The following is a 16,110-nucleotide window of genomic DNA, read 5'->3' on the forward strand; positions in this document are numbered from 1 at the left end:
AACTATTCAGTGACTGATCGACCGCATTCGCGAGCAAGCCCGCTCCCACATTTTTGATCCGGTTTCTTCAGTAAGAAACCGGGTTACTTGCCAGGCGTCAGGGTCAACCGGGTCTTCCCATACACCTTGTCAAAGTTCTGCGGCTGCATCGGGAAGCTCAGGTATTGCGCCTTGAGCGACGGGTCGATGCCGTTCGCATAGTTCGGGCTGGCCGGGTTGCCGGACTGGCCGATGCCGCCCTGGCCCATCATCGGTTCGGCCTGGCCGAAGTCGATGATCATGCGCAGCGCCGGCACTTGGGTCGTCGCGAAGTCTTGGCCCCAGCTGTAAGGCGCCGGGTTCAAGGTGTTGTGGTCGCCGCCACTGGCGAATGGGCCACGAATCACTTGGCCGCTGGTGTTTTTCCAGGTGGTGCTGTGCAACTTGCCCCACTGCCAGGCCTTGTGATCGCCACCGAGTTGGCTGTCGCCGGCGCTGATTGCGGCGGCGAGGCTGCGGGCAAGGATCGCCGGCTTGTCTTCTTTTTGCGCGGTGCGCACGTCATCCCAGAACGGGCTGTCTTCGCGGCCCAGCAGGTGGTCTGCGTTGGCGGAGTAGGACACGTTGGCGTTGCTGATAAAGGCTTTCCAGCTGGCGCTGTTTTCCGGGCCAAGTTCGTCGAGGAAGATCTGTTTGGTGCTTTCCTGCAGGAACAGCTCGTAGATCGCCGCGTCGGCGGAAGTCGGCGCCAGACGGCCATCAAAGGCCATCAGGCGATTCAGCGCCTCGCGTGCCTTGGCCGCTTCGGCCGCCGGCAATGCATCGATTGCCTGTTTCAGCGGCTGGGCCATACCCGGCGCCTGGAACATGGTCTTGAGCTTGGCGGCGAATAAGGTGGTCTGGTCGTACTGCATGGCGATCATGCTGCGGGTATCATGCTTGCCGGCGTTGGCCAGTTGCGCCAGACGCTCGCTGCGCTCCGGTGCATCCCAAGAGTTGGATAGCTGCATGCCATAGCCGCGTGGCGCGGTGCGTTGGTTGGCGGTGCCGATCCAGCCTTGGGCCGGGTCTTGATCGTACGGGTGCAGCATCGCGTCGGCGTAACCGTCCCAGTCAAAACGCGCGTCCCAGCCCGGCGAGGGCAGCAGGCCTTCGCCTTCGCGGCGGTTGGGGAAGCGGCCGGTGACTTGCCAGCCAATGCTGCTGGCGTCGGCGAAAATCATGTTCAGTGCGATGGCGCGGATTTCCCGGGTCGCATCCGAAGCCTTGCCGGCACTTTGTGCGCGGGACAGGTCGAAGAACGCATCCAGGCTCTTGTCATCCTTGAAATCGGCGGTTTGCAGGGCCAGGCCGAAACCGCTGGTCAGGGCCTGGCTGCTGTTGAGCAGGGCGCCGTGGCGGGTTTCGTACACCACTTCGCGAATCGGCCGCTGGCCCTTGGCGAGGTAGGTTTCATTACGCACGGCGGCCGGCAGCCATTTGCCGTTGTTCTCGTAGTACAACGCGCTGCCCTGGCGCTTGACCTTCTCCAGGAACAGGTCCTGGGTATCGCCTTTGACCGCACTCATGCTCCACGCCACTTTGCCGTTGAAGCCCGACAGCAGGGTCGGCAGCCCGGCAATCGAGGCGCCGACCGCCTGGTATTTCGGCGCGCGAATCTGCACGTAGTTCCACGGCGACGGTGCTTGTGGCTGGGCCGCGAGGTCGCTGGCCAGCAAGCTTTTGCCGCTGCGGCTGCGTTGCGGGCCAATGGCCCAGTTGCTTGACGTGGTGACGGCCAGAGCATTCAAGCTGCTCAGTTGCTGACCGACGCTTTCCAACCCGGCCAGGCCGGTGATCTGGCTGAGGTTCACGCCTTTGAGCTTGTCGGTTTCGGCCAGTGGGATCGGTTCATCCGGCGCGCTTGGGGTGAGCCAGGCGAGTTTGTCGACACCGACTTTTTGCGCGAGCACCAGCGATGACAACTCCTCCTGCAGGTTGCTCGACTCGCTGAAATTCAGCAGGCAGAACAGCAGCGCCGAATCTTCCGGCTTCCAGTACTCAGGCTTGTAGCCCGTCTGGGCCAGGTCCGGCGGCAGCTTGTCGCGGTAGCGGAACAGGTAGGCGTTGACGCCACGGGCATACACTTCAAAGAAGCGCTTGAGGCGCGGTGACGAGGCGTTATACAGCTCGCCGGCGCTTTTTTTCAGGTTAACGGCGCGCATGAAGCGGTCGACATCCAGCACCTCTGGCCCGGACATTTCCGCCAGACGGCCCTGAGCCAGCAGGCGCAAGGTGACCATCTGCGTGATCCGATCGCTGGCGTGCACATAACCAAGGCTGAACAGCGCGTCATGGAAGGTGTTGCTTTCGATCAGCGGCATGCCCTGGGCATTGCGGCGCACCGAAACATTCTGTGCCAGGCCTTTGATCGGCTGCACGCCGGCAACGGGAGGCAGGGTGTCCTGGGTGCTCTGGATCTGGCAACCGGCCAGGCTTAATGCACTGGCTACTGCCGCGGCAACGCCGAACCGGGGAAGAAAATGTGAGAGGGCTGGCGAGGCCATGGCAAAGCTCCTGCGGGGGGTAGCGTCATTAAAGGCGCTACGTTAGTGAGCGCGGCGAAACGACGCAAGCAGGAGTTTGGGTCTTGCGCAAATCAAATGTGGGAGCGGGCTTGCTCGCGAATGCGGTGTGTCAGTCTATGAAGGTCTGACTGAACCACCGCATTCGCGAGCAAGCCTGCTCCCACATTTTGACCGAGCAAGACTTTGAATCAGGATTTCGGCGGATTCACTTTCTGTACCAGTTCATACGCCCGAACCGTCGCCGGCCGCTCTTTGATGCGGTTGAACCAGCGATGAACATGGGGGAAATCCTCCAGACGCTGGCTCTGCCATTTGTGGGAAACAATCCACGGGTAAATCGCCATGTCAGCAATGCTGTACGCCTCGCCCGCCACGAACGGACGGTCCGCCAGACGCCGGTCCAGCACGCCGTACAGACGCGCGGTTTCATCTACATAGCGTTTAATCGCGTAGGGGATTTTCTCTGGCGCGAACTGGCTGAAGTGATGGTTCTGCCCGGCCATCGGCCCCAGCCCACCCATTTGCCAGAACAGCCATTGCAGCGCTTCCTGGCGACCGCGCAGGTCTTTTGGAATGAACTGGCCGGTTTTTTCCGCGAGGTACAGCAGGATAGCGCCGGATTCAAACAGCGAAATCGGCGCGCCGCCGTCGGTCGGGTTCTGATCGACGATGGCCGGAATGCGGTTGTTGGGAGCAATCTTCAGGAAGTCCGGCTTGAACTGGTCGCCCTGGCCAATGTTGATCGGGTGCACCTTGTAGGGCAGGCCGGCTTCTTCCAGGAACAGCGATACTTTGTGACCGTTGGGGGTAGTCCAGTAATACAGGTCGATCATGAAGCTCTCCAAATGAGCGAATGCCTGTAGGTATAGGTGATGTTCGAGGCGCAAAAATTCAATGAAACATTTAGGTCTACCGTTAGAAGCATTTCACACCGCGCCGTCCACCAGCATCTGCAACGACTGTTGTGAGCACCCTGCACGCCATACACCTCGGCAAGTGGAAGGCTCACGCAATGCCGAGACGGGCGGGTATGGGCTGGGGTTGAGCATTGCGCACGCCATTGCTCGGGCGCATGAAGGGCGGTTGAGTTCGCGAAGGCGGGGGATTAGAGGTGGTGTTGCGGTTGTGGCGCAAATCCTGAGTTGGCAACACAGGACAAATGTGGGCGCTGGCTTGCCTGCGATAGCGGTGGTTCAGCTGACACATCGTTATCTGTCAGATCGCCATCGCAGGCAAGCCAGCTCCCCCACTGACTGCAATCAGGGCATCAGGCGCCGTGGCACTTCTTGAATTTCTTCTCGCTGCCGCATGGGCAAGGATCGTTGCGACCAACGTCTTTCAAGGCGTTGCGCACCGGCTCCTGGTGAGCGTGGCCGCAGTTCGGGCCGTGGACATGGCCGTGGTCGTGATCATGGTGATCGTGATCGTGATCGTGGTTGCAGTCAGGACCATGGACATGGGGTTGCTGAGTCATCGATGTCGCTCCGGAATAAAATCGCCGGGGATTATCTCGCCATTGTGGGCGACCTGCACGTCATTACCGATGAATAATCCGGTTTTCAGCTCGCCCTCCAGGCGATAAGGGACGGGCTTGGTGGGGTTTTTCAACATCTGCACCACATCGCGTATCTGTGGCCAGAGGTTGGTACGCACCGACACCCGGAAAAACCCATGGCTTCGCGGCGGTATGGTCAGCCATTCGTTGGACTCGCCTTCGGTCAGTACAAAATCGCCCAGGCTGACTTTGTAGATCAACCCGCGCACGGTGAGGTCCGCGTCGTCGCGATTGTCCACGCGAAAGTACAGCTTGAACTTCTGCTCCAGCAACTTGGCGCGTACCAATTCGACTTTCACCAGCGAGACGTGAGGCGCGGGCGCGTCGTCTTCGAACCACGACGCACAGCCGGTCAGACTCAGGGTCAACGCCAGCATCAAGCTGTACATCCGGAGCATGGCGTTATCCTTGAGTTGATTAGAGGTAGCTGGAACAGCACTTCTTGAATTTCTGCCCACTGCCACACAAACATACATCATTGCGCCCGGCCTTCACCTCAACCGTCGGGTCAATGAAGTACCAGCGCCCATCATTCTGTACGAAAGAAGATTGCTCACGGTGGCTGTGTTCTCCGCTGCCGTCGTGCCAGCGTGCGGTAAAGGTCACGAAGGCATGTTCCGGCTGGCCGCCGAACACCTCCGAGCTTTCCACCTCAAGGCCCAGCCAAGTGCTCTGGGCACTCCAGGCGCCGATGGCGGCGCGGTCCAGGCCGGCTTGCTGCGCAGGCACGGTGGTGGCCACCAGGTAGTCCACCAGGCCCAGCACATAGGCGCTGTAGCGCGAACGCATCAGCGCGGAGGCGCAGGGCGCGGGGTGGCCGGCGTGATAATGGCCGCAGCAGGCATCCAGCAGGTTGCCACTGCCGCAGGGGCATATGGATGTACTCATGGTTACCACCAATACTTTCCGAAGTTTTCCGGGTTGGCCCAGAAGCGGGCGTTGAGCCAGTCCGGCACCTGTTTATAGTCAAGCAGATCATAGGTGAACAGCGTCAGAACCTGCTCATCGCGCTGGAACCGCTCGCCGGCTTGCAGAGCCAGGGAGAAGAAGTCGGTGTCCTTCCAGCCGCAGGCGCTCAGGTCCACCAGCACGGCAATGCGGCTGCTGTTGAGGTTGCGAATGCCGCCCAGCAAGGTCAAGCCTTGCGGTTTTGACAGGTGCTCCAGGCAATCGACCACCAACGCCAGGTCAAAACGCTGCGCCGCCAGTTCCGCCGGTAACGGCCCGGGCGGCGCGATCGCCACTTGGGTCTGCGGATGCTCGGCTTGAAAGGCCTCCAGCGCGGGAAACTGGCTGGCACCCAACAGCAACAGGCGTTTGGGTTGGTGTAAATCGAGCAAGGCGGCCAGGGCTTGCTGGGGTGTACGAGAAGAAATGCCAGCGGTCATCAGAGATCCTCACATCAGGACCCTAGAGACTAGCGCGGCTGAGCGTGCGGGCCTAGAGCGGGCGGCGGCGAAAAGTCCGGCAAGTGCAGCGATCCTCAATGAAACCGGGGGTGTGGCGTACTGGCGCAGATGAAAAGAGCGGTCTTTACTCCACCCATCGGCCCCCGCCGATACCCTCAGGAGAAAGCACATGAGCATCATGCGGACAGCTCTACCCTTGGTTCTGCTAACCGGAGTATTGACAGGTTGCGCAGGGTTGCAAAAAACCGATTGGCCTACCTGTGCAGCCGTCGGTGGTGTGACCGGCGCCGCGATTGGCGCCACAAAAAGTTCTGCGTACGCGGGCTATGGCGCATTGCTGGTCGGCGGCATGGCCGGCGCCTATTGCTGGGTACATGGTGACGGCGACGAAGACGGCGACGGTGTACCTGATAGCCGCGACAAGTGCCCAGGCACGCCGAAAGGCGTGCAGGTCGATGCCAACGGTTGCCCGCCCGCGCCCGTGCAGGCAGCAGTGGTTGAGGAAGTCGTCGTGGTCAAGGAAGAGACCATCGTGATTCGCGATGTGCACTTCCAGTTCGACTCGGCCAAGCTGACGACGGCGGATAAAACCAAACTCGACGTTATTGCCACTCGCCTGAAAAAAGAAGCCCCGAGCGCGCAACTGCGGGTCAGTGGGCATACCGACAGCGTCGGTAAAGACGCCTACAACCAGAAACTCTCGGAAAAACGCGCCCACTCGGTCACGGACTACTTGATCAGTTCCGGTGTACCGCGCAGTAACTTTGTGTCGGTGACCGGTGCGGGCGAAAGCCACCCGGTAGCAGACAACAAAACCGCTGAGGGGCGTGCATTGAACCGCCGCGTGGAAATCCAGATCAACCGCTGACCATCCTTGCCCCTGTGCGAGCCACAGGGGCATTGCCGGCGATCCCCATCAAGTTTTTTCATCCTTCACTGGCAAATCGCCTGCAGAAGTCGGTACTGTGCGCCCAAAGAATAATAGGCAGGGGCATGCGGGATGAAAGTGTTTTGGGGACTGGGAAAATGTCTGACGTTGCTGTTCTGGGGCGTGGTGCTGGTCAATCTGTTCCGGCCGCTGACTAATCCGTTCCACCTGTTGGTCAGCCTGGCCGGCAGTCTGTTGTTTCTTACCCACCTGTTGGAGCTGCTGTTGTTCAACAGCAGCGTGAAGCACCGTGCCCACCCCTGGCGTGACCGCTTGCAGATTCTGCTGGTGGGGATGTTCCATGTGCGGGGCCTGTCGGCGCCTGCAGCGTTTAATGAAACGAACAAGGAGGCCAATCATGCGTAAGGTTTTTCTGTTGGCCCTGTTGGTCAGCCCTATCGCCCTGGCCCAGAGTGTCAGTGTTGAAACCAACTCGCTGATGCGTTTGCCCAGCAGCACCAGCGTTTTGCAGCTTGAACGCCTGGATGTGGCGGACTACGGCACATTGTTGGTCCCGGCTACGATCAGCCAGGTCAGCGTGGATGAGCTGCACCTGGGCCGCGAAGCGCGTATCACCATCGCCCCCGGCAATACCGCGCTGCAATTGCAGGTGCGCAATGCGCAACTGGAGCATGGCAGCCAGATCACCTCGCGCGGCGCCCCGGGCACCCATGAACGGCCGGCCAAGGCCGGGCGGGATCTGGTCCTGCGCATCAATGCCCTGACCGCCGACGAATTGTCGGTGGATGCCCGAGGCGGCGCCGGCGCCCAAGGGTATGCCGGCCTGGATGGCGCCAACGGTGTGGACCCGGGTTGCACCTGGGGTTCGGCCGGGCGTGGCGCCAATGGTGATAACGGCGGCGATGGCCTGCCAGGCGCGGCAGGGGCGCAAGTGCGGGTCGAGTTGCCGCAGAGCTTCCCGGCTGAGCAGATCAAGGTCTGGGTCGATGGCGGAGCGGGCGGTTTGGCGGGGACAGCGGGTAAGCCCGGCAAAGGTGGGCAGTCCAAAGGTTGTGTGGTGTATCGCGCCGATGGCGGCGATAAGGGGCGGCCAGGGCTGGAAGGGCAACCGGGGCCGGCTGGGCCTGCAGGTGCTGTGACTATTCAGCGGCTCTGAGTCGACGGGTCTGACGCTATCGCGGGCAAGCCCGGCTCCCACAGGTGATTGTATTTCAATGTGGGAGCCGGGCTTGCCCGCGATGGCGGACTCAAGGTCGCCTCAGAACATCGGGCGAGCCGAAGCAATTGCTACCACCACCAGCCCCACAATCAAATTGATCCCCACCAGCTTGCGAATCTGCCCCAGCGCAGCCGCACCCGCCGGCCAATCCTCAGCCGCCACCGCTGTCCGCAGTTCCGGGAACTTCAACGCCTGGATGCGGATAAACAGCGCCGTCATCACTAGATATAAGCCCATCATCACCTGCACATAACGCGGCGCGGTTTCAAAACCGCTGAAGCGCAATTGCAACAGGCCGATGCCGCTGATCGGCAAAACCAGCACCGCGACCCAGACCCATACGAAAAAACGTTGAAACACATTCGCCCACAGCTTGAGCCGGGCAGGGCCCTCAAGTGCCGCCATGGCGGCGGGGCGCAGGATCATCCAGGCGAAAAACATACCGCCGACCCAGATCAGGGCGGCCAGTACATGCAGGGTGTAAGCGAGGCTAAACGCGGTCATTGTGGTACTCCGTTCTGCGCGGGATTAATTAGCGGGGTATGATAGCGGCCGATCCGAACCACTGAAAATTTATCCAGCGTTTTTTGCGCCCGACAATCCATGATCAGCACTGAACTCAAAACCACGATCCAGGGCGCCTATTCGCGTTTTCTCGAAGCCAAGAGCTTGAAACCGCGCTACGGCCAACGCCTGATGATCGCCGAAGTGGCCAAAGTCCTCGGGGATATCGACACCGACGACGAAGGTCGGCGCAGTGGCGACCCCGCGGTCGTGGCCGTCGAGGCCGGCACCGGTACCGGCAAGACCGTGGCCTACAGCCTGGCCGCGATCCCTACCGCCAAGGCTGCCGGCAAGCGCCTGGTGATCGCTACCGCCACTGTCGCCCTGCAAGAGCAGATCGTCTACAAAGACCTGCCCGACCTGATGCGCAACAGCGGCCTGAACTTCACCTTCGCCCTGGCCAAGGGCCGTGGCCGCTACATGTGCCTGTCCAAGCTCGACGTATTGTTGCAGGAAGGTCACGCACAAACCGCCACGGCTTCGCTGTTCGAAGAAGAAGGTTTCAAGATCGAGGTTGATGAAGTCAGCCAGAAGCTGTTTACCAGCATGATCGAGAAGCTCGCCGGCAATAAATGGGACGGCGACCGCGACAGCTGGCCCACTGCTTTGGAAGATGCCGACTGGGCGCGCCTGACGACCGATCACAGCCAATGCACCAACCGCCATTGCCCCAACTTCGGGCAGTGCGCCTTCTACAAGGCCCGCGAAGGCATGGGCAAGGTCGATGTGATCGTTACCAACCACGACATGGTCCTGGCTGACCTGGCCCTGGGCGGTGGCGCCGTATTGCCGGACCCGCGCGACACCCTTTACGTATTCGACGAAGGTCACCACCTGCCGGATAAAGCCATCGGCCACTTCGCCCACTACACACGCCTGCGCTCCACCGCCGATTGGCTGGAAACCACCGCCAAGAACCTCACCAAACTGCTGGCCCAGCACCCGCTGCCCGGCGACCTGGGCAAGCTGATCGAGCAAGTGCCGGAGCTGGCGCGGGAGATCAAGACCCAGCAGCAATTCATGTTCAGCGCCTGCGAGCAGGTTGCCGACTTCAAGCCCGGTGAGGATGTGGAAGGCCGTGAGCGGCCACGTCACCGCTTTGTCGGCGGGCTGATCCCCGAGCACATGCGCGAAATGGGCATCGAGCTGAAAAAGGGCTTTTCGCGCCTGACCGACCTGTTCACGCGTTTGACTGACCTGCTCAAGGAAGGCATGGACGGCGAGGTCAACATCGGCATCGCCAGCAACCAGGCCGAAGAATGGTACCCGTTGTTCGGCAGCCTGCTGTCGCGTTCCCAAGGTAACTGGGAGCTGTGGACCGCCTTCACCGTTGAAGACCCGGAAGACAACCCGCCGATGGCGCGCTGGCTGACCTTGTCGGAAAGCGGCGCGCTGTTTGATATCGAGGTCAACGCCAGCCCGATCCTTGCCGCTGAAATGCTGCGCCGCAACCTGTGGAACGTGGCCTACGGCTGCCTGGTAACGTCGGCCACACTGACGGCCCTGGGCACTTTCGATCGATTCCGCATGCGTGCCGGCCTGCCGAAAAAAGCCGTCACCGCCGTGGTGCCGAGCCCGTTTCATCACGCCGACGCGGGCGTGCTACGGGTGCCGGACCTCAAAGCAGACCCGCGCGACGCGCCGGCCCACACGGCGGCGATCATCCGCGACCTGCCGGAGCTGGTCGAAGGTTCGCGCGGCACGCTGGTGCTGTTTTCCTCGCGTAAACAGATGCAGGACGTGTTCGATGGCCTCGACCGCGACTGGCGCAAGCAAGTGTTTATTCAGGGCAACCTGTCCAAACAGGAGACCCTGAACAAGCACAAGGCGCGGGTCGACGGTGGGGATTCCAGCGTGTTGTTCGGCCTGGCCAGCTTCGCCGAAGGCGTGGACTTGCCCGGCGCCTACTGTGAGCACGTAGTGATCGCCAAAATCCCGTTTTCGGTGCCGGATGATCCGGTCGAGGCGGCCCTGGCCGAATGGATCGAAGCGCGGGGCGGTAACCCGTTCATGGAAATCTCGGTGCCTGATGCGTCCTTGAAGCTGGTCCAGGCCTGCGGTCGCTTGCTGCGCACCGAAGAGGACCGGGGCACCATCACCTTGCTTGACCGCCGTTTGGTCACTCAGCGCTACGGCAAAGCTATCCTCAATGCCTTGCCGCCGTTCAGGCGCGAAATTTCTTAAGCCACCGTGGGCGAACTCGCCCACTTCGTGGTCTATCTCACTGCCAACGCTTTATGTCATCAGGCCAGTCACCGGCCGTTTGGGAGAACCTTGTTCGTATGATTCGCACGCTGCCCGCTCTGTTTGCCTTGTTGTTCACCGCGCCCTTGATGGCTGCGCCTGCCGGGCAACAAACGCTGTTCAACTTCGTCCGGCCTGCCGATGTGGTCAAGGTGGCGACCCAGGACGCCAGCTTGCCCCAATACAATGCCGAGCAAACCGCCGAAGGCGAAGTGCTGCGCCGCATCACCTTCAACCCGGCGGCCGAACCGAGCCTGGTGCTTAGCCCGCAGACCGGCGTGTGGGACTGGTCGCAATCCGGCGCCATGAGCCTGCGTATCCAGAGCGCCATGGACTGGGCGCTGACCCTATACGTGAAGGTGCAGAGCACGGACGGCAAGACCCTGGTCAGCCGCATCGACCTGCCGGCCGGCCCGGTGCAGACCTTGTTGATCCCGCTGCAAGCCAACTCGCCGCTGAGCCAGGGCATGAAGGCCGGCCCGCCGATGCCAATCACCGTAGATGGCCAGCGCGTACTGCTGGCCGGCAGTGCCGGTGAGATTGACCGCAGCCAGGTGGCGTCGGTGACGTTGTCGATGATCAAGCCCAATGCTGCCCAAAGCATCCTGCTGGAGCGCTTCGGTGTGCAGGACAGCGAGCCGGTGCTGAAGGCGGCCTACAGCGAATTGGTCGATGCCTATGGCCAGTCCACTCGCACGCGCTGGCCGGAAAAAGTCAGCAGTGACGAGCAACTCAAGGCCGCCGCCGCCAAAGAGCAACAACAGCTCAAGGGTTGGTTGGCCGAGCGCGATAAATCAGCGCTTGATCAATATGGTGGCTGGAACAAAGGCCCGGCGTTTGAAGCGAGCGGGTTTTTCCGCACCGAGAAGCGTGACGGTCGTTGGTACCTGGTGACGCCGCAAGGCCATCCGTTCTACTCCCTGGGCGTCAACACCGTGGCCCCGGACAACAACCAGACCTACGTGGCCGGGCGCGAGTGGATGTTTGCCGCGTTGCCCAAGGTCGGCGAGCCGTTCGACAAGTATTACGGAAGCGGCGATAACCGTGGCGGCAACGGCGCCGACCAGGGCCGTGGCTTCAATGTAGGGCGTTGGTACGATTTTTACGGCGCCAATTTGCAGCGTGCCTACGGGACTGATGGGTTCGACCAGAAGCGCTGGGTCACCCACACCCTCGACCGTCTGCAAGCCTGGGGTTTCAACACCGTAGGCAACTGGAGCGACGAAGCGTTGGCCACCGCCGACCGCGTGCCGTACACCTTGCCGCTGTCGATTGTCGGTGACTACGCCAGCATCAGCACCGGCACCGACTGGTGGGGCGGCATGCCCGACCCGTTCGACCCGCGGTTTGCCATGGCCACCGAGCGCGCCGTGGCCATTGCGGCCCGCGATCACCGCGATGATCCCTGGCTGATCGGCTTTTTTGCCGACAACGAGCTTGCCTGGGCCGGTCCGGGTGATGATCCGAAATCCCGTTACGCCTTGGCCTACGGCACCCTGCGCATGACCACCGACGTACCGGCCAAGCGCGCGTTCCTCAAGCAACTGCGCGACAAGTACCGCAACGAAGATGGCCTGTCGAAAGCCTGGGGTATCCATCTGTCCGGCTGGGAGCTGATGGAAGACCCTGGGTTCGAGCCGCCGATGCCGAGTCCCGAGCATCCGGAAATCGAAGCTGACTTTAAATACTTCCAGAAGACCTTCGCCGATGCCTACTTCAAGACCATCTCCGACTCGCTGAAATGGCACGCGCCCAACCATTTGTTGCTGGGTGGCCGGTATGCCGTCAGCACGCCTGAATCCGTGGCGTCCTGCGCCCAGTATTGCGATGTACTGAGCTTCAATATGTACACCCTCAAGCCCCAGGACGGTTATGACTTCGCCGCCTTGCACGCGCTGGACAAACCGGTGCTGATCACCGAGTTCAACTTTGGCTCGGCAGACCGTGGCCCGTTCTGGGGCGGCGTCACTCAACTGGCCCGGGAAGAAGACCGCGGCGCGGCGTACAGCAACTTCCTCAAACAGGCCATGGCCGAGCCGTCGATTGTCGGTGTGCACTGGTTCCAGTATCTGGACCAGCCGGTGACCGGCCGTCTGCTCGACGGCGAGAACGGCCACTTCGGGCTGGTGGGCATCACCGATGTGCCGTTCCAGGGCTTTGTCGACAGCGTGCGTAAAAGCAACCTGGCAGCGGTGGATCAACTGGGCAAAGAGGCTGAAAAGGCCAAGGCGGCCAGCGCGGTGCGTGAGCATGAAGGCGGGAAGTCGGGGCATGAAGGCAAAGGCCCGGGGCAGGGCGCCGGGCATGCTGGCGGGCACGCTGGAAATGGCCATTGATTCATCGTTGACGGGTTCACAAAACCCCCAAGGACTGGAACAATGTCGGCCAATTCTTACGGTGTTTTCCAAGGCGGCTTAGGTGCAGATTCAGGGTCATTACGAGCTCCAGTTCGAAGCGGTACGTGAAGCGTTCGCCGCGTTGTTCGATGACCCGCAGGAGCGTGGTGCCGGGCTGTGTATCCAGATCGGCGGCGAAACCGTCGTCGACCTGTGGGCGGGTACCGCCGACAAGGATGGCGCTGAGGCCTGGCACAGCGACACCATCGTCAACCTGTTTTCCTGCACCAAGACCTTCACCGCCGTTACGGCCCTGCAATTGGTGGCCGAGGGCAAGTTGCAACTCGACGCCCCTGTCGCCAACTACTGGCCCGAGTTTGCGGCGGCCGGTAAAGAAACCATCACCTTGCGCCAGTTGCTCTGCCACCAGGCCGGGCTGCCGGCGATTCGCGAGATGCTGCCCACCGAAGCCCTGTATGACTGGCAATTGATGGTCGACACCCTCGCGGCCGAGGCCCCGTGGTGGACGCCGGGCCAAGGGCATGGCTACGAGGCCATCACTTACGGCTGGCTGGTCGGCGAATTGCTGCGCCGTGCCGATGGGCGCGGGCCGGGTGAGTCGATTGTGGCGCGGGTTGCGCGGCCCCTGGGCCTGGACTTCCATGTCGGGTTGGCGGACGAAGAGTTTTATCGTGTTGCACATATAGCGCGCAGCAAAGGCAATATGGGCGATGAAGCCGCGCAACGGTTACTTCAAGTAATGATGCGCGAACCGAACGCCATGACTACGCGTGCATTTGCCAATCCACCGTCTATTCTGACCAGCACTAATAAGCCCGAATGGCGGCGCATGCAGCAGCCAGCGGCAAATGGTCACGGTAATGCGCGCAGCCTGGCGGGTTTTTATAGCGGATTGTTGGACGGTAGTTTGCTCGAAGCGGACATGCTCGAACAATTGACCCGCGAACACAGTATCGGGCCGGATAAAACCTTATTGACCCAAACCCGTTTCGGGTTGGGCTGCATGTTGGATCAGCCGCAATTGCCCAACGCCACGTTCGGCCTTGGCCCACGTGCGTTTGGGCACCCGGGCGCCGGTGGTTCGGTGGGGTTTGCCGACCCTGAACATGATGTAGCGTTTGGTTTCGTGACTAATACACTGGGGCCTTATGTACTTATGGACCCGCGTGCACAGAAGTTGGTCGGAATATTGGCCGGTTGTCTGTAAAGAGCTTGCTGTTTCACGTTTTTTTGTTACAAAGGCAAGTATAAGAAGGCGCTGAACGAAATTTTGTAACTTTAATGTTCTGTAAGCGTCTGTTTAACGGGTCACCCAGACCCCCTGGTTTTTTCTCATTTTGTGGATATCTCATGTTATCGAACAAGTCCTTGGCACTGGCGCTGTGCCTCACTATTACTGGCTGCGCACAAACTCCACAAAATGATGCCGAAGGTGGGCATTGGTGGTCATTTGGATCTGATAAGGCTGCTACCAAGGACGCAGTGACCCAAAACGACGCCAAACCAGATGCCAAACCTGCTGCGGGCGCCAAGCCTGTCGCGCCGGTTGCTGCCGCAGCTGCCGCTCCAGCGCCTGCCGCTGCCGCCGCACCTGCTCCGGTCGCCAAGGCTGACACCGGTTCCAGCTGGTGGCCATTCTTCTCAAAGAGCGCTGATGAAAAGGCCGCGGATGCCAAGGCCGACTTGAAAGCCGACCTCAAGGCTGCAACCCCGGCTTCTACCCCGGACGCTGCGCCGGCTGTCGCCAAGACCGACACCGAGACCAAATGGTGGTGGCCTTTCGAAAGCAAGCCGAAGCCACTGGCCAAGGTCGATGTGACCAACGTGCCGATGCCGGACCCGAAAATCACCCAAGCCTGGCTGGACGACTATGAGCCGCGCCTGCGCGCCGCCATCAAGGACAGCAACCTGCAACTGGAGCGTCGCGAGAACGTACTCGTTGTGATCGCGCCGGTTGATGGCTCCTACAACCCGAAACGTCCAGCCATGTTGCTGCCGGTTACCCTCGGCCCGTTCACTCGCGTTGCCAAGGCGGTTGAAGGCGATCCGAAGACCGCTGTGCTGGTGCTCGGCCACGTCGACACCAATGGTGCCGAACCGGTTAGCCAGGCGTTGACCCGCGAGCGCGCGCAGTCCATCGCTTCGATTTTCAGCCTCAGCGGTTTGAAGCAGGATCGCCTGATGATGCGTGGCATGGGTGACCTTATGCCGCGTGCCGCCAACGACAGCAACCAGGGCCGTGCGCTGAATCGTCGCATGGAAATCCTGTTCACTCAGCGTACAACTATGTTGGCGTTGCTGAGCAAGTACAACTCGGGCAAACCACCGGTCGCTGACATGGTCGCTGTGCAAACTGCGCCAGCCCCTGCACCGGCTCCGGCTGCGAAAAAAGCGGCTCCGGCGAAAAAGGCCCCGGCCAAGAAAGCCGCCGCCAAGCCAGCTGCGAAAAAAGCCGCTGCCAAGCCTGCCGCGAAGAAAGCAGCACCGAAGGCTGACGCCCCGGCTGCAAATGACCAGGCGAAAAACTGATCCGTTGAAACAGAAGGATAAAGCCGCATGACCCAGGCACTGGCCGATATGCGCCGTGACTACACACGTGACGGTTTGAGCGAGGCCCAGGCACCGGGCGAGCCGTTTGCGTTGTTCCACCAATGGTTTGGCGAGGCGGTAAAAACCGAGCAGCCACCGGTGGAGGCCAATGCCATGACGTTGGCAACGGTTGATCAGGACGGTCGCCCGCACTGCCGCATCCTGTTGCTCAAGGGCCTGGACGCGCAGGGCTTTACCTTCTTCACCAACTATCAGAGCGCCAAGGGTGAACAACTCGCGGCGCGACCGTTTGCGGCCATGACTTTCTTCTGGCCCACTCTGGAGCGCCAGGTGCGCATCGAAGGGCGGGTGGTCAAGGTTACGCCTGAAGAGTCGGATGCTTATTATCAGGTTCGGCCTTTGGGCAGCCGTCTTGGCGCCTGGGCGTCGCCGCAAAGCAAAGTCATACGTGACCGTGAACAGCTGCAGGACCTGCTCAAGGCGACCGAACAGCGTTTCAGCGATACCCAGCCCGACTGCCCCGAGCATTGGGGTGGCTACCGTTTGTTGCCCGAGCGCATCGAGTTCTGGCAAGGCCGCGCCAGCCGCCTGCATGACCGTCTGAACTATCGCCTGCAAGACGGCGAATGGACGCGCGAGCGCCTGGCGCCCTGAGTTTCATCTTTCTTCATTCCCTCTGAATGCTGACCCTCACACCGAAGTCTCCACACAGGAGGCTTCGGCGTGTTCGCTTGCGCGACTACAATGAAGAACGCTTTCATGACGATCTTCGGAATA

At 61.1% G+C, this 16,110-nt stretch carries 15 protein-coding genes and 1 pseudogene; 9 read left to right on the forward strand and 7 right to left on the reverse strand.

Annotated features, from left to right (window positions below):
* Window positions 1–83: 83 nt before the first annotated feature.
* Window positions 84–2,525 (reverse strand): penicillin acylase family protein, encoded by a 2,442-nt coding sequence (locus A7J50_RS07270; protein WP_064451181.1) that lies wholly within the window; start codon window positions 2,523–2,525, stop codon window positions 84–86.
* Between the two features lie 209 nt (window positions 2,526–2,734).
* Window positions 2,735–3,379 carry a glutathione binding-like protein gene (locus tag A7J50_RS07275; protein ID WP_064451182.1) on the reverse strand — a complete coding sequence of 215 codons (645 nt, stop codon included), beginning with the start codon at window positions 3,377–3,379 and terminating at the stop codon, window positions 2,735–2,737.
* A 160-nt stretch (window positions 3,380–3,539) separates the two neighbouring features.
* Between A7J50_RS07275 and A7J50_RS31860 the strand changes: the two are divergent.
* Window positions 3,540–3,687 (forward strand): annotated as a pseudogene (locus A7J50_RS31860) (ATP-binding protein); the annotation flags it as partial.
* A 126-nt stretch (window positions 3,688–3,813) separates the two neighbouring features.
* Here A7J50_RS31860 and A7J50_RS07280 read toward each other — a convergent pair.
* Genes A7J50_RS07280 through A7J50_RS07295 form a run of 4 tightly spaced genes read right to left on the reverse strand, consistent with a single transcriptional unit; the run spans window position 3,814 to window position 5,489 of the window.
* Window positions 3,814–4,020, reverse strand: a complete 207-nt coding sequence (locus A7J50_RS07280; protein ID WP_034137262.1) for an SEC-C metal-binding domain-containing protein — start codon at window positions 4,018–4,020, stop codon at window positions 3,814–3,816.
* Complete coding sequence (locus A7J50_RS07285) at window positions 4,017–4,499, reverse strand: LEA type 2 family protein (protein ID WP_064451183.1); 483 nt, start codon at window positions 4,497–4,499, stop codon at window positions 4,017–4,019. The genes A7J50_RS07280 and A7J50_RS07285 overlap by 4 nt, the downstream gene beginning before the upstream one ends.
* Before the next feature lie 19 nt (window positions 4,500–4,518).
* A complete protein-coding gene (locus tag A7J50_RS07290; RefSeq protein ID WP_064451184.1) occupies window positions 4,519–4,989 on the reverse strand; it encodes a YchJ family protein in 471 nt (156 codons plus the stop codon).
* A gap of 2 nt (window positions 4,990–4,991) precedes the next feature.
* On the reverse strand, window positions 4,992–5,489 hold the full coding sequence (locus A7J50_RS07295) for a DUF6231 family protein (RefSeq protein ID WP_064451185.1): 498 nt from the start codon (window positions 5,487–5,489) through the stop codon (window positions 4,992–4,994).
* Between the two features lie 190 nt (window positions 5,490–5,679).
* Between A7J50_RS07295 and A7J50_RS07300 the strand changes: the two genes are divergently transcribed.
* From A7J50_RS07300 to A7J50_RS07310, 3 genes are all read left to right on the forward strand, one after another.
* Window positions 5,680–6,378 carry an OmpA family protein gene (locus A7J50_RS07300; protein ID WP_064451186.1) on the forward strand — a complete coding sequence of 233 codons (699 nt, stop codon included), beginning with the start codon at window positions 5,680–5,682 and terminating at the stop codon, window positions 6,376–6,378.
* Between the two features lie 132 nt (window positions 6,379–6,510).
* On the forward strand, window positions 6,511–6,804 hold the full coding sequence (locus A7J50_RS07305; protein ID WP_064451187.1) for a DUF1145 domain-containing protein: 294 nt from the start codon (window positions 6,511–6,513) through the stop codon (window positions 6,802–6,804).
* Entirely contained in the window at window positions 6,797–7,555 is a 759-nt protein-coding gene (locus A7J50_RS07310) for a hypothetical protein (protein ID WP_064451188.1), read from the forward strand. Before A7J50_RS07305 ends, A7J50_RS07310 begins: the two co-directional genes overlap by 8 nt.
* 102 nt (window positions 7,556–7,657) lie before the next feature.
* On the opposite strand, the gene A7J50_RS07315 is transcribed toward A7J50_RS07310, so the two are convergent.
* Window positions 7,658–8,122 (reverse strand): CopD family protein, encoded by a 465-nt coding sequence (locus A7J50_RS07315; RefSeq protein ID WP_064451189.1) that lies wholly within the window; start codon window positions 8,120–8,122, stop codon window positions 7,658–7,660.
* Window positions 8,123–8,221: 99 nt separating this feature from the next.
* On the opposite strand from A7J50_RS07315, the gene dinG reads away from it, so the two are divergent.
* From dinG to pdxH, 5 genes are all read left to right on the forward strand, one after another.
* A complete protein-coding gene (gene dinG / locus A7J50_RS07320) occupies window positions 8,222–10,366 on the forward strand; it encodes an ATP-dependent DNA helicase DinG (RefSeq protein WP_064451190.1) in 2,145 nt (714 codons plus the stop codon).
* 98 nt (window positions 10,367–10,464) lie between these two features.
* Window positions 10,465–12,762, forward strand: coding sequence for a beta-galactosidase (locus A7J50_RS07325; RefSeq protein WP_064451191.1), 2,298 nt, complete (start codon window positions 10,465–10,467; stop codon window positions 12,760–12,762).
* 82 nt (window positions 12,763–12,844) lie between these two features.
* Entirely contained in the window at window positions 12,845–13,990 is a 1,146-nt protein-coding gene (locus A7J50_RS07330) for a serine hydrolase domain-containing protein (protein WP_064451192.1), read from the forward strand.
* A 143-nt stretch (window positions 13,991–14,133) separates the two neighbouring features.
* Complete coding sequence (locus tag A7J50_RS07335; protein ID WP_064451193.1) at window positions 14,134–15,312, forward strand: OmpA family protein; 1,179 nt, start codon at window positions 14,134–14,136, stop codon at window positions 15,310–15,312.
* Between the two features lie 27 nt (window positions 15,313–15,339).
* On the forward strand, window positions 15,340–15,987 hold the full coding sequence (pdxH, locus tag A7J50_RS07340) for a pyridoxamine 5'-phosphate oxidase (RefSeq protein ID WP_064451194.1): 648 nt from the start codon (window positions 15,340–15,342) through the stop codon (window positions 15,985–15,987).
* Window positions 15,988–16,110: the final 123 nt, after the last annotated feature.

This window comes from Pseudomonas antarctica (assembly GCF_001647715.1).
GTDB lineage: Bacteria > Pseudomonadota > Gammaproteobacteria > Pseudomonadales > Pseudomonadaceae > Aquipseudomonas > Aquipseudomonas antarctica_A.

Excerpts from the sequence above, each read along its gene's own strand:
- A7J50_RS07270 (WP_064451181.1), bottom strand. The coding sequence starts at position 2,525 with ATGGCCTCGCCAGCCCTCTCACATTTTCTTCCCCGGTTCGGCGTTGCC.
- A7J50_RS07275 (WP_064451182.1), bottom strand. The coding sequence starts at position 3,379 with ATGATCGACCTGTATTACTGGACTACCCCCAACGGTCACAAAGTATCG.
- A7J50_RS07280 (WP_034137262.1), bottom strand. The coding sequence starts at position 4,020 with ATGACTCAGCAACCCCATGTCCATGGTCCTGACTGCAACCACGATCAC.
- A7J50_RS07285 (WP_064451183.1), bottom strand. The coding sequence starts at position 4,499 with ATGCTCCGGATGTACAGCTTGATGCTGGCGTTGACCCTGAGTCTGACC.
- A7J50_RS07290 (WP_064451184.1), bottom strand. The coding sequence starts at position 4,989 with ATGAGTACATCCATATGCCCCTGCGGCAGTGGCAACCTGCTGGATGCC.
- A7J50_RS07295 (WP_064451185.1), bottom strand. The coding sequence starts at position 5,489 with ATGACCGCTGGCATTTCTTCTCGTACACCCCAGCAAGCCCTGGCCGCC.
- A7J50_RS07300 (WP_064451186.1), top strand. The coding sequence starts at position 5,680 with ATGAGCATCATGCGGACAGCTCTACCCTTGGTTCTGCTAACCGGAGTA.
- A7J50_RS07305 (WP_064451187.1), top strand. The coding sequence starts at position 6,511 with ATGAAAGTGTTTTGGGGACTGGGAAAATGTCTGACGTTGCTGTTCTGG.
- A7J50_RS07310 (WP_064451188.1), top strand. The coding sequence starts at position 6,797 with ATGCGTAAGGTTTTTCTGTTGGCCCTGTTGGTCAGCCCTATCGCCCTG.
- A7J50_RS07315 (WP_064451189.1), bottom strand. The coding sequence starts at position 8,122 with ATGACCGCGTTTAGCCTCGCTTACACCCTGCATGTACTGGCCGCCCTG.
- dinG (WP_064451190.1), top strand. The coding sequence starts at position 8,222 with ATGATCAGCACTGAACTCAAAACCACGATCCAGGGCGCCTATTCGCGT.
- A7J50_RS07325 (WP_064451191.1), top strand. The coding sequence starts at position 10,465 with ATGATTCGCACGCTGCCCGCTCTGTTTGCCTTGTTGTTCACCGCGCCC.
- A7J50_RS07335 (WP_064451193.1), top strand. The coding sequence starts at position 14,134 with ATGTTATCGAACAAGTCCTTGGCACTGGCGCTGTGCCTCACTATTACT.
- pdxH (WP_064451194.1), top strand. The coding sequence starts at position 15,340 with ATGACCCAGGCACTGGCCGATATGCGCCGTGACTACACACGTGACGGT.